Source organism: Caballeronia sordidicola (assembly GCF_001544455.2).
Taxonomy (GTDB): Bacteria; Pseudomonadota; Gammaproteobacteria; order Burkholderiales; family Burkholderiaceae; genus Caballeronia; species Caballeronia sordidicola.
On sequence record NZ_FCOC02000001.1, the window covers coordinates 231557 to 246970 of the forward strand.

Here is a 15414-nt window from a genome sequence, read left to right on the forward strand (position 1 = left end):
CGGCAGCAAACCTCGCGCGCCGAACATCCTCGGAGTCCAGTATGGAGAATAACCCGTTACAGCGAATCAGCCGAGAAAACGATGCTGGTGAGCCGCCGCGACATATATCCGTTCCCCTGCCCGGTTCGGACGCCTACGACGATTTCCCTCAGTTCCCAGGAAGTAGTGTTTTGCCCTTTCGCCGCACCATCCGCCGCCATGAACTGCGGCAGATCGTCCCTCTGGCCGAAACAACGATCTACGAAATGGAGCGCCGCGGCGAGTTTCCGCGCCGCTTCAACCTGACGCCGCGCTGTGTCGTGTGGGATCTGGCCGAAGTGGAAGCGTGGATCGAGCAGCGCAAGCAGGCCCCTCGCCGCAGTGTCTCAAAGCCGGATGTCCGCCTACGAAAAACCCGCCCAGTTCGGGCGGGTTCCAGTGAGGAATGAGGCTGGGCAGCGACTCACATCCACAAACCTTCGAGCCCTTGGACGCTGAGGCAAGCGCCACCCTTCCTCCGTCACGTTGATCTACAAAGCCCCCGTTACTATCTTCATTCCTCGACAATCGGGGATTTGGCCAGCTAGGCCCGGCATGATTCTCGCCCCCAGTCGCAGTCATGATCCGGGGGGTGTTGTCACCGGGCCTGGTGGGTGGCTGGTGATCGCTAATAGGGGCTCGGCCAGGATATCTTGAGGCCGTCCGTAACGTGGATGCCGAGACTTGCCACCGATGTTGCAGGCCAAACCGTTCAACCTGCAAAGCCTTCGATGCAAGAAAACCAACACAACATAGCTCTGTCGATGTATTCGTCGGCGTCGATGTCGGCAAAGGCCACCATCACGCCGTCGCCCTCGATCGGCGCGGAAAGCGCCTTTACAACAAGGCACTGCCCAACGATGAGGCCAAGCTGCGCGCCCTCATTACCGAACTCAAGACGCACGGCCAGCTCCTGTTCGTCGTCGATCAACCTGCCACCATCGGCGCGTTGCCCGTGGCAGTCGCCCGTGATGAAGGTGTTCTGGTCGCATATCTACCGGGTCTGGCTATGCGCCGCATCGCCGACCTGCACGCCGGTGAAGCCAAGACTGATGCTCGCGATGCCGCCATCATTGCTGAAGCCGCGCGCTCAATGCCGCATACGCTGCGCTCACTTCGGCTGGCCGACGAACCACTCGCCGAACTCACCATGCTGTGCGGCTTCGACGACGATCTGGCGGCCCAGATCACGCAGACCAGCAACCGCATTCGAGGTCTGCTCACCCAGATTCATCCGGCGCTGGAAAGGGTCCTGGGGCCGCGCCTCGACCATCCGGCCGTGCTCGATCTGCTTGAGCGATACCCGTCACCCGCCGAGCTCGCCTCAGCCAGCGAGAAAACACTCGCCAACCGCCTCACCAAACTCGCACCTCGCATGGGCAAGAGCCTGGCTGCCGACATCGTCCAGGCGCTCAGCGAACAGGCTGTGATCGTGCCCGGTACTCAGGCCGCAACCATCGTCATGCCGCGTCTTGCCCAGCAACTCGCATCCTTGCGCAAGCAACGCGAGGAGGTTGCCAGCGAAGTTGAACGTCTGGTGCAAGCACACCCTCTTTGGCCGGTCCTGACCAGCATGCCGGGAGTCGGCGTCAGGACCGCCGCCAGACTCCTCACTGAAGTCGCTCACAAAGCCTTCGCATCGGCCGCGCATCTCGCCGCCTACGCCGGCCTCGCCCCGGTGACCCGACGCTCGGGCTCGTCCATCCGTGGCGAACACCCATCCAGACGGGGCAACAAGGTACTCAAGAGAGCGCTCTTCCTCTCGGCGTTTGCTGCCCTGCGAGACCCGATCTCAAGGGACTATTACGCGCGCAAGGTCCAGCAGGGCAAGCGCCACAATCAGGCGCTCATCGCTCTCGCTCGACGACGCTGCGACGTGCTGTTCGCCATGCTGCGCGACGGCACCCTCTACCAACCAAAATCCGCCCCTACCGCTTGACGAATCACATAGGGGCACCTCTCTCGTACAACACGTCCCCTATGTGCCAGATCAACGCGCCGCCCTCATGCACCCGCTGGAATCAACTTATCCGAAGAAAACAGCCGGGCTGACCGAGAACCGCTTGCTCAATGCCGCGATGTGGTCGCGAGTCAGATTGCGGCCCCGGCCATTGAGAATCTTCGACACCAGCGACTTGCTACCGATCTCCGGCAGGTCGGTCACGCCCAACCCATGCTGCTCCATTAGTAACCGGAGCACATCGACGCCACCCAGCTTCGCCACGCGCGCGTTGAACGCCGCAAACTCGTCGGACTCGTTTTCCCAGTGTTCGATGGAACGGGCCAGAATCTCGATCAGTGGACGGTTGCCCTCGTAGTCCTCGACCAGCTCGTCCATCAACGCTAGCGCCTGGGCGTAGTCGTCCTCACTGGTGATGTGGCCAATGAAACCTGCCTCGTCGAACAAGGCATGGGCTCGTTCCTTGATGGCGGCAAATCCCATCTCAGTCACCCTCCTTCCGGTAGCGTTTGCAAAGCTTGTCGTACTCGGCATGGCTTGCGATGTGCTTGACGTACATGCGCTTGTCTCGGAACTCGATGAAGGCAATCAGTCGAAGATTGTTGCCACCGATGTCCAGCACCCACCACTTGTCCTTGTACTTGAAGTTGTCCAGCGACGGAAAAACCTGCCGCAGTCCCTGCGGCGTATCGAAATCACCGGATCGCAGCACCCGATACGTGCGGTCGATTGCTTCAGCGTCGTTCGGATAAGCCTTTGCTGCGTCGTTGAACGGCTTTCTGGATATGACGTGCATATCGTTCCATGCGCATAGTAAAGGATAGGCAGGAGTTGACTTTTTGTCAACTTCTGCCATCAAGGCAAGTCAGCCAGCTCAGGCAAACGCGCTCAACGCCGGCACAGCCACGTTTTCCGGCATCAGCTTCGGCACATAGGTCTGGCCACCGCCCCAGGCATCGACCAGATTGGCCCACTCTTGCAGCATGTGACGTCGTTGCTCGGCGTACTCGGCCTTGTTGTAGACCGAGCGTGAGGAGCGTCCCTCCTCGTGCGCCAGGCACTTCTCGATCCAGTCGCGGTTGAAGCCGATTTCGTTCAACAGCGTCGAGCCGGTGCGGCGCAGGTCATGGACGGTGAACGATTGCAGCGGCAACCCCTTGGCTTGTGCGGCCTCTGCCACGAGTCCTGTGACCCGATTCAAGGTTGCATTGGACATGTATCGCTGTGCATCGTAACGAGATGGGAAAACAAACCTTGAGCCGGCCGCACAAGCGTGCAGCGTCACGAAGATGTCGAGCGTCTGGCGCGACAGATAGACCACATGCGGATTACGCCCCTTCATCCGCTGCTTCGGAATCGTCCAAGTCTTGTTCTCGAAATCGACCTCATCCCAAGTGGCTTGGATCAACTCGCTCTTACGCACCAGCGTCAGCAGAATCAGGCGCAGCGCCAGCTTGATGGTCGGATAGGTCGCCACCGATTCCATCTGTTGCGCCATCACCCGGATCTCCAGCGGCGACAAGGCACGGTCCTTTGGCACGAAGGTGGCGATCGAGGCCGCGCCCACGCTGTTCGCCGGGTTGTCCACCTTTTCACCGTGGGCGATGGCGTAGACGTAGACCTGCTTCACGATGTCCCGAATCTGCACCGCAGTGGCCGGCGCCCCGCGTTCCTTGACCTTGTTGCACAAGGCCCGCAGGTCTTCAGGCTGGATTTCGGTCAATAGACGATTGCGGAAAACCGGCAGGATGTCGCGGTCGATGATGTGCTTGCGCATGGCGCGGGTGCTGTCAGCCAACTTTGCATTGGCGAACCACGTGTCCATCGCCGTACCGAAAGTCTCGATGGCATGGACGCGGCGCTTCTCGCGTTGCTTTTCAAGCGCGGGGGACATGCCCTTGAGAACGGTCTTTCGCGCGTCCAGCAGCAGCTCGCGCGCCATCGCCAGTGAGATGCCGTCTGGGCCGTATCGCCCGAGGGTTAGCGTTTCGCGGCGTCCGTTGAGGCGGTAGTCGTAGCGGAAGGTGATGGTACCGCTGGTCGATACCGTCACGTACATCCCGTCCCGGTCAGAAGCCTTATAAATCTTGGACTTAGGCTTCAGATTACGTAGTGCAGCGTCAGTGAGCATCGAGGTTTCCTCCGGCGTTTTGACGGCTTTACCGTCAGGTTTTACCGTCAGGGACCAGGAGACCTGTTGATGCCCGGAAAGCCGCGTAGAACAAGCTTTCCTGAGAAGACTTTTACCGTCAAAGACGGTAAAAGTCTGAATAGTGAACGAGAATGTCTTAATCCGGCTTCGATTTTTACCGTCAGTTCTACCGTCAACCTGTTTTGCTGGCCGGCGATAGCCACCGATAGATACCGTAACGTATTTTCTTCTAAATCAACACGTTATGGCAGTTTCCCGATAGCTGGCGATAGTCCTCGAAGGACGTCAATTCACTCCCACTCAATCGTAGCCGGCGGCTTCCCCGAAATATCATAAACAACGCGATTAATCCCGCGCACCTCATTAATGATCCGGTTAGAAACATGCCCTAACAGCTCATGCGGCAAATGTGCCCATTGCGCCGTCATAAAATCCAGCGTCTGCACGGCCCTTAACGCAACAACATACTCATAAGTCCGCCCGTCCCCCATCACCCCCACGCTTTTCACCGGCAAAAACACCGCAAAAGCCTGACTCGTAAGTTCATACCAAGACTTGCCCGATTCCTTATCGAACGTATTCCTCAACGTCTCGATAAAAATCGCATCCGCGTGACGCAGCAAATCCGCGAACTCGCGCTTTACTTCGCCAAGAATGCGCACGCCCAGCCCCGGGCCCGGGAACGGATGCCGATAAACCATCGCCGGCGGCAACCCAAGCTTCACACCGAGTTCCCGCACTTCGTCCTTGAACAACTCCCGCAACGGCTCGAGCAACTTGAGATTCAACGTTTCGGGCAAGCCGCCCACATTGTGATGGCTCTTGATCGTATGACCCTTCTTGCCCTTGCCCGCCGACTCGATCACGTCCGGATAAATCGTCCCTTGCGCGAGCCACTTCGCGTCCTTCAGCTTGTTCGCTTCCGTCTGGAACACTTCAACAAACTCAGCGCCAATAATCTTCCGCTTCGCCTCGGGATCCGTCACGCCAGCAAGCTTCGACAAGAACACTTCACTGGCATCGACGTGGATCACCTTCACGCCCAAATGATCGGCGAACGTCGTCATGACCTGCTCGGCTTCGTTCAATCGCAACAAGCCGTGATCAACGAACACACAGGTAAGTTGCGCACCAATCGCGCGATGCAAAAGCGCCGCCGCCACCGACGAATCCACGCCGCCCGACAGCCCAAGAATGACGTGCTCATCGCCAACTTGCGCGCGGATTTTCTCGACGGCTTCATCGATGTAATGACCCATCTCCCAATCCGGGCGCGCCGCGCACAGCTCAAGCACGAAGCGGTCGAGCATCGCGCGGCCCTGCACCGTGTGCGTGACTTCCGGATGCCACTGGAGGCCGTAGAAATGACGCTCGTCGTCGGCCATCGCCGCAATCGGACAAGCCGGGGTGGACGCCATCAGCTTGAAACCCAGCGGCATGTCGGCCACCTTGTCACCGTGGCTCATCCAAACCTTGAGCATGCCGTGACCTTCAGACGTCTGGAAGTCCTCGATGCCGTTCAGGAAACTCGTATGGTTATGCGCGCGCACTTCCGCATAGCCAAATTCGCGCACGTTACCGAGTTCGACCTTGCCGCCGAGTTGTTCGGCCATCGTCTGCATGCCGTAGCAAATGCCAAGCACAGGCACGCCGAGATCGAAGACGACTTGCGGCGCGCGCGGCGAATCCAGTTCGGTGACCGAGTTCGGGCCGCCCGACAAAATGATGCCCTTCGGCGCGAAGTCGCGAATGAACGCTTCGTCGACGTCGTACGGATGAATCTCCGAATACACGTGCGATTCGCGGATGCGTCGTGCGATCAATTGGGTGACTTGGGAGCCGAAATCGAGAATCAGGATCTTGTCGTGCATGGCAGCGGCCAGAAGGCGAGTAAGCGGAAACGGTTGGCAAAACAGAAACGCGAAGCCGCGGGCCCGAGGTCCCGCACATCGCGTCACGCAGAAATATCAGCGGCCGGCGCTGGATGCCGACCATGGCGAAACAGGTTTTATCGATGGAACACACCCTCAGTTCCCCGATACTTGATCGAGCGGCGCATTTGCCGCTCAAAGCGTTTAATGCGGATCCCGGCGAGCAGGATCGGTGCTGTAACCGGGTCCTGTTCGCGCGCCCGTCACGGGATCGATGATTTGCCCGGTCACCGGATCAATCGCGCGGCCCGTTTCGGGATCGATCTTGTGGCCGCTGCTCACGGGCTCGAATGCGCGGCCGGTCGTGGGATCGCGCGGACGGCCCGTGATGGGATCGATGGCATGTCCAGTCGCCGGATCGAACGCGGTCGCACCCGGCGCGGGCGCCGCTGGCCGCGATGCGGATGGCCGCGGGGGAATCGGTTCGCCTACAACCGGCTCCGCATCCCACCGGGGATTTGCCGGCGCGACAGGATCCGACGTCATGGGCGGCCGCACAGGCGCTACTACAGGCGACGCCGCGCGCTCTTCCGCCCGCGTCTTCGCTGCCTGCTTCTCGGCACGTTCGGCGGCAGCCGCACCGGCAATCGCTGCACGCTCACGTCGCCGTACCGCACCAGAAAGCCGCACGCTGCCAAGGCCCAGGATCAGCAACGCGGCGCCAATCAACGCCCCAAGCAACTGGCCGAAACCCGTCACTTCCGACATGCGCAGCCCAAGCCACACAATCAGGATCAGGCCGGACAACCACTCCACATGCCCCGAAACCTTTGCAGTCGTGGCGGTAAGCGCCCCGTCGATAGCCGCGTGAAATCCAAGCCACGACATTCCGAGCAGCGCGACGCCAAACAACTGGCCGACCAGAGGCGGCTGCACGTTCACGAGATGCATCGACTCCCATAACGCTGCCCACGGCGTCAGCAGAAACAGCACGCCGAAAGCGAGGAAAATCAGTGCATTGATGACAAGGACAACGCGCAGCAGCGGTTTCATGATCAATCCACGTGGTAGTTGGGAGCTTCCTTCGTGATCTGCACGTCGTGCACATGCGACTCGCGCATGCCGGCACCCGTGATCTGGACAAATTCGGCCTTGTCGTGCATTTCGCCGATATTGCGGCAACCGCAATATCCCATGCTCGCTCGCACGCCGCCGATCACCTGGAACAAAATGGCGTTGACCGAGCCCTTATAGGCCACGCGCCCTTCGATCCCTTCCGGCACCAGCTTGTCGATGTTCGCCGAGTTGTCCTGGAAATACCGGTCCGCCGCGCCGTCCTTCATTGCGCCAACCGAACCCATGCCGCGATACGCCTTGTACTGGCGCCCCTGAAACAGGAACACGTCGCCGGGCGATTCTTCCGTGCCGGCCAGCATGCTGCCCATCATCACCGCGTCCGCGCCTGCGGCGAGCGCCTTGCTGACATCGCCGGAAAAACGCACGCCGCCGTCCGAAATCACCGGCACGCCCGAACCGCGCAGCGCATCCGAGACATTCGCCACCGCCGTGATCTGCGGCACGCCAACGCCCGCCACGATCCGTGTGGTGCAGATGGAACCCGGGCCAATGCCGACCTTCACGCCGTCCGCGCCGTATTCCACCAGCGCCTTGGCCGCTGCGGCCGTAGCGATATTGCCGCCAATCACTTCAATGTGCGGATAGTTCTGCTTCACCCAGCGCACGCGTTCGAGCACGCCCTGGCTGTGTCCGTGGGCTGTATCGACGACGATCACGTCCACGCCCGCCGCCGACAGCAAATCCACGCGCTCTTCGTTTTCAGGACCTACGCCGACTGCCGCACCAGCGCGCAGCTTGCCGTGTTCGTCCTTGCAGGCGTCCGGGTGCTCGGTCTGCTTGGTGATGTCCTTCACCGTCATCAAGCCACGCAGTTCGAACGCGTCGTTGACCACCAGTACGCGTTCCAGCCGGTGACTGTGCATCAGCGCCTTCGCTTGCGCGAGCGGCGTGCCTTCCTTGACCGTCACCAGACGTTCGCGCGGCGTCATGATCTTGCGCACTTCGTCGTCGAGACGTTCCTCGAAGCGCAGATCGCGGTTCGTCACGATACCGATCAGTTGCTGCCCTTCGACAACCGGAAAACCCGAGATGCCGTGCTGTTGTGTCAACGCGATCACGTCGCGCACTTTCATTTGCGGCGGAACGGTGATCGGATCGCGCACGACGCCCGATTCGAAGCGCTTTACCTTCGCGACTTCGCGGGCTTGTTCTGCGGCGGTGAGGTTCTTGTGAATGATGCCGACGCCGCCAAGCTGAGCCATCGCGATGGCGAGCCGGCCTTCGGTGACCGTGTCCATGGCGGCGGACAACAGGGGCATATTCAGGGAAATCTTGCGGGTAACCTGGGTTTTCAGGCTGGTGTCGCGCGGAAGAACGTTGGAAAACGCGGGCACGAGGAGCACGTCATCGAACGTGAGTGCTTTCTGGATCAGACGCATGGCAAATCCTATGGGCGCAAAACCGAATTATACCGATAGTTCCCCGGATTTTCACTGCCCGAACAGCGGCTTAGGTCGCGTTTGCCCTTTGTCTTGCAATTTGTGGGCCTCGGTTTAACCTCGCTGTTTCGGTTTTTCGCTCGACTCGAGTTCGATCAAAGTTCGGTTTTGCGGAATGCCTCGCGCTCAGCCGCTACGCAAAGAAACGCGAAGTTGCCGGCTTACCGTGCTTCCTTGCGCGTCCACCGCCGCCCTTCAATCGAGCCGCCGCGCCGCGTTTTTTCGACCCGCCGTTGTCGCGCAACTTTCGGATCGACCTTCAACGGCCGATAAATCTCCACGCGGTCGTGATCGGCGAGCATTGCGGTAAGCGGCTGGATTTTCCCGAAAACACCCACTTTCTGCATTCCAAGATCGATCTCGGGAAACATCGCGAGCAACCCGCTTGCGTCGATGGCCTGCTGGACCGTCGCGCCCTCGGCAAGAGACAGCGCACGAACCACCCCTTTGCCATCCGGCAACGCGTAACACACCTCAATGGAGAGCGTCATCACTTCCCATACCGCTGATCGGCACGCTTCACGAACGAATCCACGAACGTGTGCGCAATGTGGCTAAAAACCGGCCCGATGATCTTCTCGAGAATGATGTTCGAAAACTCGTAGTGCAGCGCGAATTCGATCTTGCAGGCGTCCGCCCGCAACGGCGTGAACCGCCAGTAGCCGGTGAACTTCTTGAAAGGACCGTCAAGGAACTCCATATCGATACTGGTCGGGCGCGTATGCACGTTACGCGTTGCGAAATGCTGCTTGATACCCTTGAAATTGATGTGAATCTTCGCTTCCATGCTGTGTTCGTCGTGGTGGCCTACCTCCACGCCACCACACCAGGGCAAGAAATTCGGATAATCGGGGACATCGGTGACGAGGTCGAACATCTGCTCTGCAGAATGCCGGATCAATACAGTTTTCTGAACATCTGCCATAAAGGGCGCAACGCGTGGCAAGAGTGGGAAGCATTGCGGGCTTTACCGCGCCCGCGCTGCTAAAATCAGGATTTTAAACGAGTTGGGCACTTTTCATTCATGAGCATCATCGACAACAGAAAAGCCTTCTTCGATTACTTCATCGAAGATCGCTACGAGGCGGGGCTCGTGCTGGAAGGGTGGGAAGTCAAAGCCCTGCGGGCCGGCCGCGGCCAGATCAAGGAAGGCTACGTCATCATTCGTGACAACGAGCTGTTCCTGATCGGTGCGCACATCAGCCCATTGCCGGAAGCCTCGACCCACATCCATCCGGATCCGGTCCGCACGCGCAAGCTGCTGCTGCATAGCGAAGAGATCTCGAAACTCATCGGCAAAGTCGAGCAAAAGGGTCATACGCTCGTACCGCTCAATTTCCACTACAAAGGCGGCCGCGTGAAATGCGAGATCGGCCTGGCCAAGGGCAAGAAGCTGCACGACAAGCGCGAAACCGAGAAAAAGCGCGACTGGGAACGCGAAAAAGCGCAGATCATGCGCGGCGCCAAGCACTAAGCGCCGTGCGAATGACCGTCAATCGCCATCAGTATGTCAAAACAAAAAGGGCGTCGACTGCTTGAGTCGACGCCCTTTTGAATTTATCCCGCTTTCAAGTCAATCCAGCGTCAACCCTTGCGGATTACACCGCCCGGGGCGGCGTCGCCCTTGATGATTGTCAGCGCGGACGCAATCATCGAACTCATCTCCGACAAATTCCCCGGAACGATCAGCGTATTGCCCTGCTTCGCAATATTTCCGAACGCCGTAACGTATTGCTCGGCCACTTTCAGGTTCACCGCTTCCATACCACCGGCCGTCTGGATCGCCGTGCCGATTTTCTCGATCGCCTGAGCATTCGCCGCGGCCACCGCCAGAATGGCCGCCGCCTCGCCTTCGGCCTGGTTGATCTGCGCCTGCCGCTCGCCTTCGGACTTGTGAATGGCCGCCTCGCGCGCGCCCCACGCAATATTGATCTGCTCCTGCTTGCGACCTTCGGACGCAGCGATCACCGCGCGCTTCTCACGCTCGGCGGTGATTTGCGCCTGCATCGCGTGGAGGATTTCCTTTGGCGGCGTCAAATCCTTGATCTCGTAGCGCAGTACTTTCACGCCCCAGTTCGCGGCGGCCTGATCCAGCGACGTGACAATGCTGTGGTTGATGTAATCGCGCTCTTCAAACGTCTTGTCGAGTTCCAGTTTGCCGATCACCGAACGCAGCGTAGTCTGCGACAACTGCGTGATTGCATAGATAAAGTTGCTTGAACCGTACGACGCTTTCATCGCGTCGGTCACTTGAAAATACAGCACGCCATCTACCTGAAGCTGCGTGTTGTCGCGCGTGATACAGACCTGGCTCGGCACTTCGAGCGGAATCTCTTTCAGCACGTGCTTGTACGCCACCCGGTCGATGAACGGCAACACAATCGTCATCCCCGGTGTCAGCGTTGCGTGATAACGCCCAAGCCGCTCAAGCACCCAAGCGTGTTGCTGCGGCACGATCTTGATCGTCTGCGCGGCAATCGCAATAACGATAATCAACAAAATTGCCCCGATGATAGTCACGTCCATCTCCACTCCTTAACAATGCGTGTTCCGCTTATAAAAGCTCAAGCCCTGGTCCAACGTCCTAGCGCTTCGCGGCTACCACCAAGGTGTTGCCGGAAAACGCCGTGATCCTGTAAAGCTGCGCGCCTTCGGTTTCGCCGGGCGCCAGTTCTATATCCCATTCCGCGCCGCGATACATCGCCCGCGCACGGCCTTCATGCCATTCGTTGACCTTCAGCGTCTCGCCTATGTCCAGGTTCACGCCCGGGTCATGCGAGGCATCGCGCCGCGCCGTATGCCCGAGTTTCGACCGACGCAACACCGCTCCCGCAATGACCGCGACCAACGCGGCCACGAGCAATTCAATCTCAAGTCCCGCTCCCACCAAATGCGCGATGCCGCCCGCGACAAATCCAAGCGCGATCATCAACAGATAAAACGTGCCGGACATCAATTCGAGCAAGACGAGCGCACCGGCGCCAATCCACCAGAAAAATCCGTTAGCAGCCATGGCCTACCTCCAAACAAAAACACCCCGGATGTTGTCCGGGGTGTTATAGCACGCTTACGGTTTTGAAAGCTTGATAATCGCCTTCTTGGCCACTGCGTGACCTGCTGTGACGCTACTTGTTCAAAGCTGTTGCAAGCGTCTTCCACGTGTCGATGATCGTATCCGGATTAAGCGACATCGACGCAATGCCTTCCTTCGCCAGCCATTCGGCCAGGTCCGGATGATCCGAAGGACCCTGGCCGCAAATGCCCACGTACTTGTTCAGCCGCAAACAGGTTTCAATCGCGCGTTTCAGCATGAATTGCACAGCCGGATCGCGTTCGTCGAAATCGACCGCGAGCAATTCCATGCCCGAATCGCGGTCCAGACCCAGCGTAAGCTGCGTCAGGTCGTTCGATCCGATAGAGAAGCCGTCGAAGTATTCCAGAAACTCTTCGGCAAGAATCGCGTTCGACGGAATCTCGCACATCATGATCAGGCGCAAGCCGTTCACGCCGCGCTTGAGGCCAAACTTCTCAAGCAGGCCAACGACCTTCTCGGCTTGCTTCAAGGTCCGCACGAACGGCACCATGATCTCGACGTTATCGAGGCCCATTTCTTCGCGCACTTTCTTCAACGCGATACATTCCATCTGGAAGGCTTCAGCGAAGTCCTCCGAGATATAACGCGACGCGCCGCGAAAGCCGAGCATCGGGTTTTCTTCGTCCGGCTCGTAACGCGAACCGCCAATCAGCTTCTTGTACTCGTTCGACTTGAAGTCCGACAGACGCACGATCACCGGCTTCGGATAGAACGCCGCCGCGATCGTCGCGATACCTTCCGTCAGCTTGTCGACGTAAAAAGCACGCGGCGACGCATGACCGCGCGCGACGCTTTCCACGGCTTTCTTCAAATCGGCATCGATGTTCGGATACTCGAGAATCGCCTTCGGATGCACGCCAATGTTGTTGTTGATGATGAACTCAAGCCGCGCGAGACCCACGCCTGCGTTCGGCAAATGCGAGAAGTCGAACGCCAGTTGCGGATTGCCGACGTTCATCATGATCTTGACCGGAATCTCCGGCAATTCGCCGCGCAGGACTTCGGTCACTTCGGTTTCCAGCAGGCCGTCGTAGATCTTGCCTTCGTCGCCTTCCGCGCACGACACCGTCACCAGTTGCCCTTCTTTCAGCAGGTCGGTGGCATCGCCGCAGCCCACGACTGCCGGCACGCCGAGTTCACGCGCGATAATGGCCGCGTGGCAAGTGCGCCCGCCGCGATTGGTCACGATCGCCGATGCACGCTTCATCACCGGTTCCCAGTTCGGGTCGGTCATGTCGGCGACCAGCACGTCGCCCGGCTGCACGCGATCCATTTCCGACGGATCGTGAATCACGCGCACCGGACCCGCGCCGATCTTCTGGCCAATTGCGCGGCCCGTTGCGAGCACGTTCGACTGGCCCTTCAACTTGAAGCGCATTTCAGCCTTGCCGGCGTTCTGGCTCTTCACCGTTTCAGGACGCGCCTGCAGGATGAAGATCTTGCCGTCGCGGCCGTCCTTGCCCCACTCGATGTCCATTGGACGCTGATAATGCTTTTCGATGATCACCGCGTACTTCGCGAGCTGGATCACGTCGTTGTCGGTGATGGAAAAGCGGTTGCGCTGCTCGTGCGAGACATCGACCGTCTTCACGCGGCCCGCTTCGCCGGCTTGCGTGAATTCCATCTTGATGAGTTTCGAGCCAATAGAACGGCGAATGATCGGGTATTTGCCCTGTTCGAGCGTGGTCTTGAAGACGTAGAACTCGTCCGGATTCACGGCGCCCTGCACGACCGTTTCGCCCAGACCATAGCTCGACGTGATGAACACCGCGTCCTTGAAACCCGATTCGGTATCGAGCGTAAACATCACGCCGGCCGCGCCCACGTCCGAGCGCACCATGCGCTGCACGCCGGCCGACAACGCCACTTCAGCGTGCGTGAAGCCCTTGTGCACCCGGTACGAGATAGCCCGGTCGTTATAGAGCGACGCGAACACGTGCTTCATGCGATCGAGCACTTCGTCAATGCCGACCACATTCAGATAGCTTTCCTGCTGACCCGCAAACGATGCGTCCGGCAAATCTTCAGCCGTCGCCGAGGAACGCACGGCGAACGACAGTTCTTCAGGCGAGCTTGCTTGAAGCGTGTCGAAGCCCTTGCGGATCAGTTCTTCCAGGCGCGGCTGAAGCGGCGCATCGACGATCCATTGACGGATCTCCTTGCCGGCTTCGGCCAAGGCTTTCACATCGTCCACGTCAAAAAGTTCCAGACGCTTGGCGATGCGCTCAGTCAGGTTGTTGTGATGCAGGAAATCGCGAAACGCCTGCGCCGTGGTCGCAAAACCGGTCGGCACCTGCACGCCGGCTTCGGCGAGCTGGCTGATCATCTCGCCGAGTGAGGCATTCTTGCCGCCGACAATGTCGACGTCGGTCATTCGCAACTGCTCGAACGGAACTATATACGCCTGGTCCTTTGCAACGTTAGCTTCGTTAGTCATACAAGCCCCTAAGGTGGATGGAATTCACGATCATGCAAGTGGGCTCATAGCGGCAGCGCCGATTGGCAGCACATACCGCAACCTGCATAACCTGTTTGATAAGCAGCCGCATAAGACCGATGAAGCTGTCCGGGCGGCGTCCCAACGCACGCTGCAATGCCCGGAAACCAGACTTCCAAACTCGCCGCCAACGATCCGCTTCGCTCATAAAATCGAGGAATTTCTCGCAAAACACACGATTTATATGCAACTTCGTGTGATTACTTGCCAGATCGTTCGCAATTGCTTATCGAACAGGTTGTCGCTATTCTACCGTGATGGCTCTCGAAATGTTTCATTACGGGGCACAAATCCGCTGCGCAATGAGACCCTTCACACGTGCTCCGCGCGCTGGCGCACACGGGCGATACATCGGCGATAATCGCCCTCATTCTTTCACGTCATTCAACGCTCACCACGCCGATGCCGCCAACCGTATTCATTGTTTCAGATGGCACCGGGATCACTGCCGAGACCTTCGCGCATTCGATCCTTTCCCAGTTCGACCAGAAATTCAGGCTTGTGCGCGTCCCGTTTGTCGACTCCTCCGACAAGGCGCATGCAACGATCGCGAAAATCAACGAGGCTGTGTCGCTCGACGGCCGTCGTCCGATCGTTTTCACCACGCTGGTCGACAGCGAGTCGAACGAGATCGTGCAGCGTTCGAATGCGCTCGTGCTGAACATGTTCCAGACGTTCATCGAGCCGCTCGAGATGGAACTCGACATCAAGTCCACGCACGCAATGGGCCGCGTTCACCAGAACGCCGATACGGACGAGTACAAGAACCGCATCGAGGCAATCAACTTTTCGCTCGCGCACGACGACGGCCAGTCCAACCGCAATCTTGTCGACGCCGACGTGATCCTGGTTGGCGTATCGCGCAGCGGGAAGACGCCGACGTCGCTCTATCTGGCAATGCAATACGGCGTCAAGGCGGCGAACTATCCGTTGATACCGGAAGACTTCGAGCGAGGGCGCTTGCCTACGCCGCTGCTTCCGTATCGGGAGAAGATGTTCGGTTTATCGATCGATCCGCAACGGCTCGCGGAGATTCGCAACGAGCGCCGGCCGGGAAGCAAATACGCGGCGCTGGAGAATTGCCGGTACGAGATCAACGAAGCGGAAGCGATGATGAAGCGCGAAGGCGTCAAGTGGTTATCGTCGACGCACAAGTCGATCGAGGAAATTGCCACGACGATCCTGCAAGAGATTCGGCTGGAACGGCCTTCGTATTATTAGGTTGAGTGACCGTAGGCAAAAAGCC

14 protein-coding genes and 1 pseudogene are annotated in these 15414 nt (G+C 59.0%); 4 read left to right on the top strand and 11 right to left on the bottom strand.

Going from position 1 to position 15414, the window contains the following annotated elements; genetic code table 11:
* The first annotated feature begins 41 nt into the window (after nucleotides 1-41).
* A complete protein-coding gene (locus AWB64_RS00985; RefSeq protein ID WP_082850324.1) occupies nucleotides 42-428 on the top strand; it encodes a helix-turn-helix transcriptional regulator in 387 nt (128 codons plus the stop codon).
* 321 nt (nucleotides 429-749) lie between these two features.
* Nucleotides 750-1957 (top strand): annotated as a pseudogene (locus tag AWB64_RS00990) (IS110 family RNA-guided transposase).
* Nucleotides 1958-2044: 87 nt separating this feature from the next.
* Here AWB64_RS00990 and AWB64_RS00995 read toward each other — a convergent pair.
* The 8 genes from AWB64_RS00995 to AWB64_RS01030 all read right to left on the bottom strand — a co-directional run bounded on the left by AWB64_RS00995 (nucleotide 2045) and on the right by AWB64_RS01030 (nucleotide 9502).
* Nucleotides 2045-2461 (bottom strand): helix-turn-helix domain-containing protein, encoded by a 417-nt coding sequence (locus tag AWB64_RS00995; protein WP_060816765.1) that lies wholly within the window; start codon nucleotides 2459-2461, stop codon nucleotides 2045-2047.
* A gap of 1 nt (nucleotide 2462) precedes the next feature.
* Nucleotides 2463-2834, bottom strand: a complete 372-nt coding sequence (locus AWB64_RS01000; RefSeq protein ID WP_244163901.1) for a type II toxin-antitoxin system HigB family toxin — start codon at nucleotides 2832-2834, stop codon at nucleotides 2463-2465.
* 18 nt (nucleotides 2835-2852) lie between these two features.
* Nucleotides 2853-4109 (bottom strand): tyrosine-type recombinase/integrase, encoded by a 1257-nt coding sequence (locus tag AWB64_RS01005; RefSeq protein WP_060816767.1) that lies wholly within the window; start codon nucleotides 4107-4109, stop codon nucleotides 2853-2855.
* A gap of 311 nt (nucleotides 4110-4420) precedes the next feature.
* On the bottom strand, nucleotides 4421-6001 hold the full coding sequence (guaA, locus tag AWB64_RS01010) for a glutamine-hydrolyzing GMP synthase (RefSeq protein WP_060816768.1): 1581 nt from the start codon (nucleotides 5999-6001) through the stop codon (nucleotides 4421-4423).
* Nucleotides 6002-6205: 204 nt separating this feature from the next.
* Nucleotides 6206-7054 (bottom strand): hypothetical protein, encoded by an 849-nt coding sequence (locus AWB64_RS01015; RefSeq protein WP_063493140.1) that lies wholly within the window; start codon nucleotides 7052-7054, stop codon nucleotides 6206-6208.
* A 2-nt stretch (nucleotides 7055-7056) separates the two neighbouring features.
* Nucleotides 7057-8517 (bottom strand): IMP dehydrogenase, encoded by a 1461-nt coding sequence (gene guaB, locus AWB64_RS01020; protein WP_060816769.1) that lies wholly within the window; start codon nucleotides 8515-8517, stop codon nucleotides 7057-7059.
* A 221-nt stretch (nucleotides 8518-8738) separates the two neighbouring features.
* Nucleotides 8739-9068 carry an RnfH family protein gene (locus AWB64_RS01025; protein ID WP_060816770.1) on the bottom strand — a complete coding sequence of 110 codons (330 nt, stop codon included), beginning with the start codon at nucleotides 9066-9068 and terminating at the stop codon, nucleotides 8739-8741.
* Nucleotides 9068-9502, bottom strand: a complete 435-nt coding sequence (locus AWB64_RS01030) for a type II toxin-antitoxin system RatA family toxin (RefSeq protein WP_060816771.1) — start codon at nucleotides 9500-9502, stop codon at nucleotides 9068-9070. Before AWB64_RS01030 ends, AWB64_RS01025 begins: the two co-directional genes overlap by 1 nt.
* A gap of 99 nt (nucleotides 9503-9601) precedes the next feature.
* Between AWB64_RS01030 and smpB the strand changes: the two genes are divergently transcribed.
* The gene (gene smpB, locus AWB64_RS01035; protein ID WP_056352727.1) at nucleotides 9602-10051 is read left to right on the top strand and encodes an SsrA-binding protein SmpB; all 450 of its coding nucleotides are present in this window, start codon (nucleotides 9602-9604) and stop codon (nucleotides 10049-10051) included.
* A 110-nt stretch (nucleotides 10052-10161) separates the two neighbouring features.
* Here smpB and AWB64_RS01040 read toward each other — a convergent pair whose 3' ends face one another.
* The 3 genes from AWB64_RS01040 to ppsA form a co-directional block, all read right to left on the bottom strand.
* Nucleotides 10162-11103, bottom strand: a complete 942-nt coding sequence (locus AWB64_RS01040; RefSeq protein ID WP_060816772.1) for an SPFH domain-containing protein — start codon at nucleotides 11101-11103, stop codon at nucleotides 10162-10164.
* A 58-nt stretch (nucleotides 11104-11161) separates the two neighbouring features.
* Nucleotides 11162-11590, bottom strand: coding sequence for an NfeD family protein (locus AWB64_RS01045; RefSeq protein WP_060816773.1), 429 nt, complete (start codon nucleotides 11588-11590; stop codon nucleotides 11162-11164).
* A 112-nt stretch (nucleotides 11591-11702) separates the two neighbouring features.
* Nucleotides 11703-14108 carry a phosphoenolpyruvate synthase gene (ppsA, locus tag AWB64_RS01050; RefSeq protein ID WP_060816774.1) on the bottom strand — a complete coding sequence of 802 codons (2406 nt, stop codon included), beginning with the start codon at nucleotides 14106-14108 and terminating at the stop codon, nucleotides 11703-11705.
* Between the two features lie 462 nt (nucleotides 14109-14570).
* Here ppsA and ppsR point away from each other — a divergent pair, with 462 nt between their 5' ends.
* Nucleotides 14571-15389 carry a posphoenolpyruvate synthetase regulatory kinase/phosphorylase PpsR gene (gene ppsR / locus AWB64_RS01055; protein WP_060817153.1) on the top strand — a complete coding sequence of 273 codons (819 nt, stop codon included), beginning with the start codon at nucleotides 14571-14573 and terminating at the stop codon, nucleotides 15387-15389.
* The last annotated feature ends 25 nt before the right edge of the window (nucleotides 15390-15414 follow it).

Coding starts and splice junctions, on each gene's coding strand:
- ppsR (WP_060817153.1), top strand. CDS start 14,571: ATGCCGCCAACCGTATTCATTGTTTCAGATGGCACCGGGATCACTGCC.
- smpB (WP_056352727.1), top strand. CDS start 9,602: ATGAGCATCATCGACAACAGAAAAGCCTTCTTCGATTACTTCATCGAA.
- guaA (WP_060816768.1), bottom strand. CDS start 6,001: ATGCACGACAAGATCCTGATTCTCGATTTCGGCTCCCAAGTCACCCAA.
- AWB64_RS00995 (WP_060816765.1), bottom strand. CDS start 2,461: ATGGGATTTGCCGCCATCAAGGAACGAGCCCATGCCTTGTTCGACGAG.
- AWB64_RS00985 (WP_082850324.1), top strand. CDS start 42: ATGGAGAATAACCCGTTACAGCGAATCAGCCGAGAAAACGATGCTGGT.
- AWB64_RS01005 (WP_060816767.1), bottom strand. CDS start 4,109: ATGCTCACTGACGCTGCACTACGTAATCTGAAGCCTAAGTCCAAGATT.
- AWB64_RS01025 (WP_060816770.1), bottom strand. CDS start 9,068: ATGACGCTCTCCATTGAGGTGTGTTACGCGTTGCCGGATGGCAAAGGG.
- AWB64_RS01040 (WP_060816772.1), bottom strand. CDS start 11,103: ATGGACGTGACTATCATCGGGGCAATTTTGTTGATTATCGTTATTGCG.
- AWB64_RS01015 (WP_063493140.1), bottom strand. CDS start 7,054: ATGAAACCGCTGCTGCGCGTTGTCCTTGTCATCAATGCACTGATTTTC.
- guaB (WP_060816769.1), bottom strand. CDS start 8,517: ATGCGTCTGATCCAGAAAGCACTCACGTTCGATGACGTGCTCCTCGTG.
- AWB64_RS01000 (WP_244163901.1), bottom strand. CDS start 2,834: ATGGCAGAAGTTGACAAAAAGTCAACTCCTGCCTATCCTTTACTATGC.
- AWB64_RS01045 (WP_060816773.1), bottom strand. CDS start 11,590: ATGGCTGCTAACGGATTTTTCTGGTGGATTGGCGCCGGTGCGCTCGTC.
- ppsA (WP_060816774.1), bottom strand. CDS start 14,108: ATGACTAACGAAGCTAACGTTGCAAAGGACCAGGCGTATATAGTTCCG.
- AWB64_RS01030 (WP_060816771.1), bottom strand. CDS start 9,502: ATGGCAGATGTTCAGAAAACTGTATTGATCCGGCATTCTGCAGAGCAG.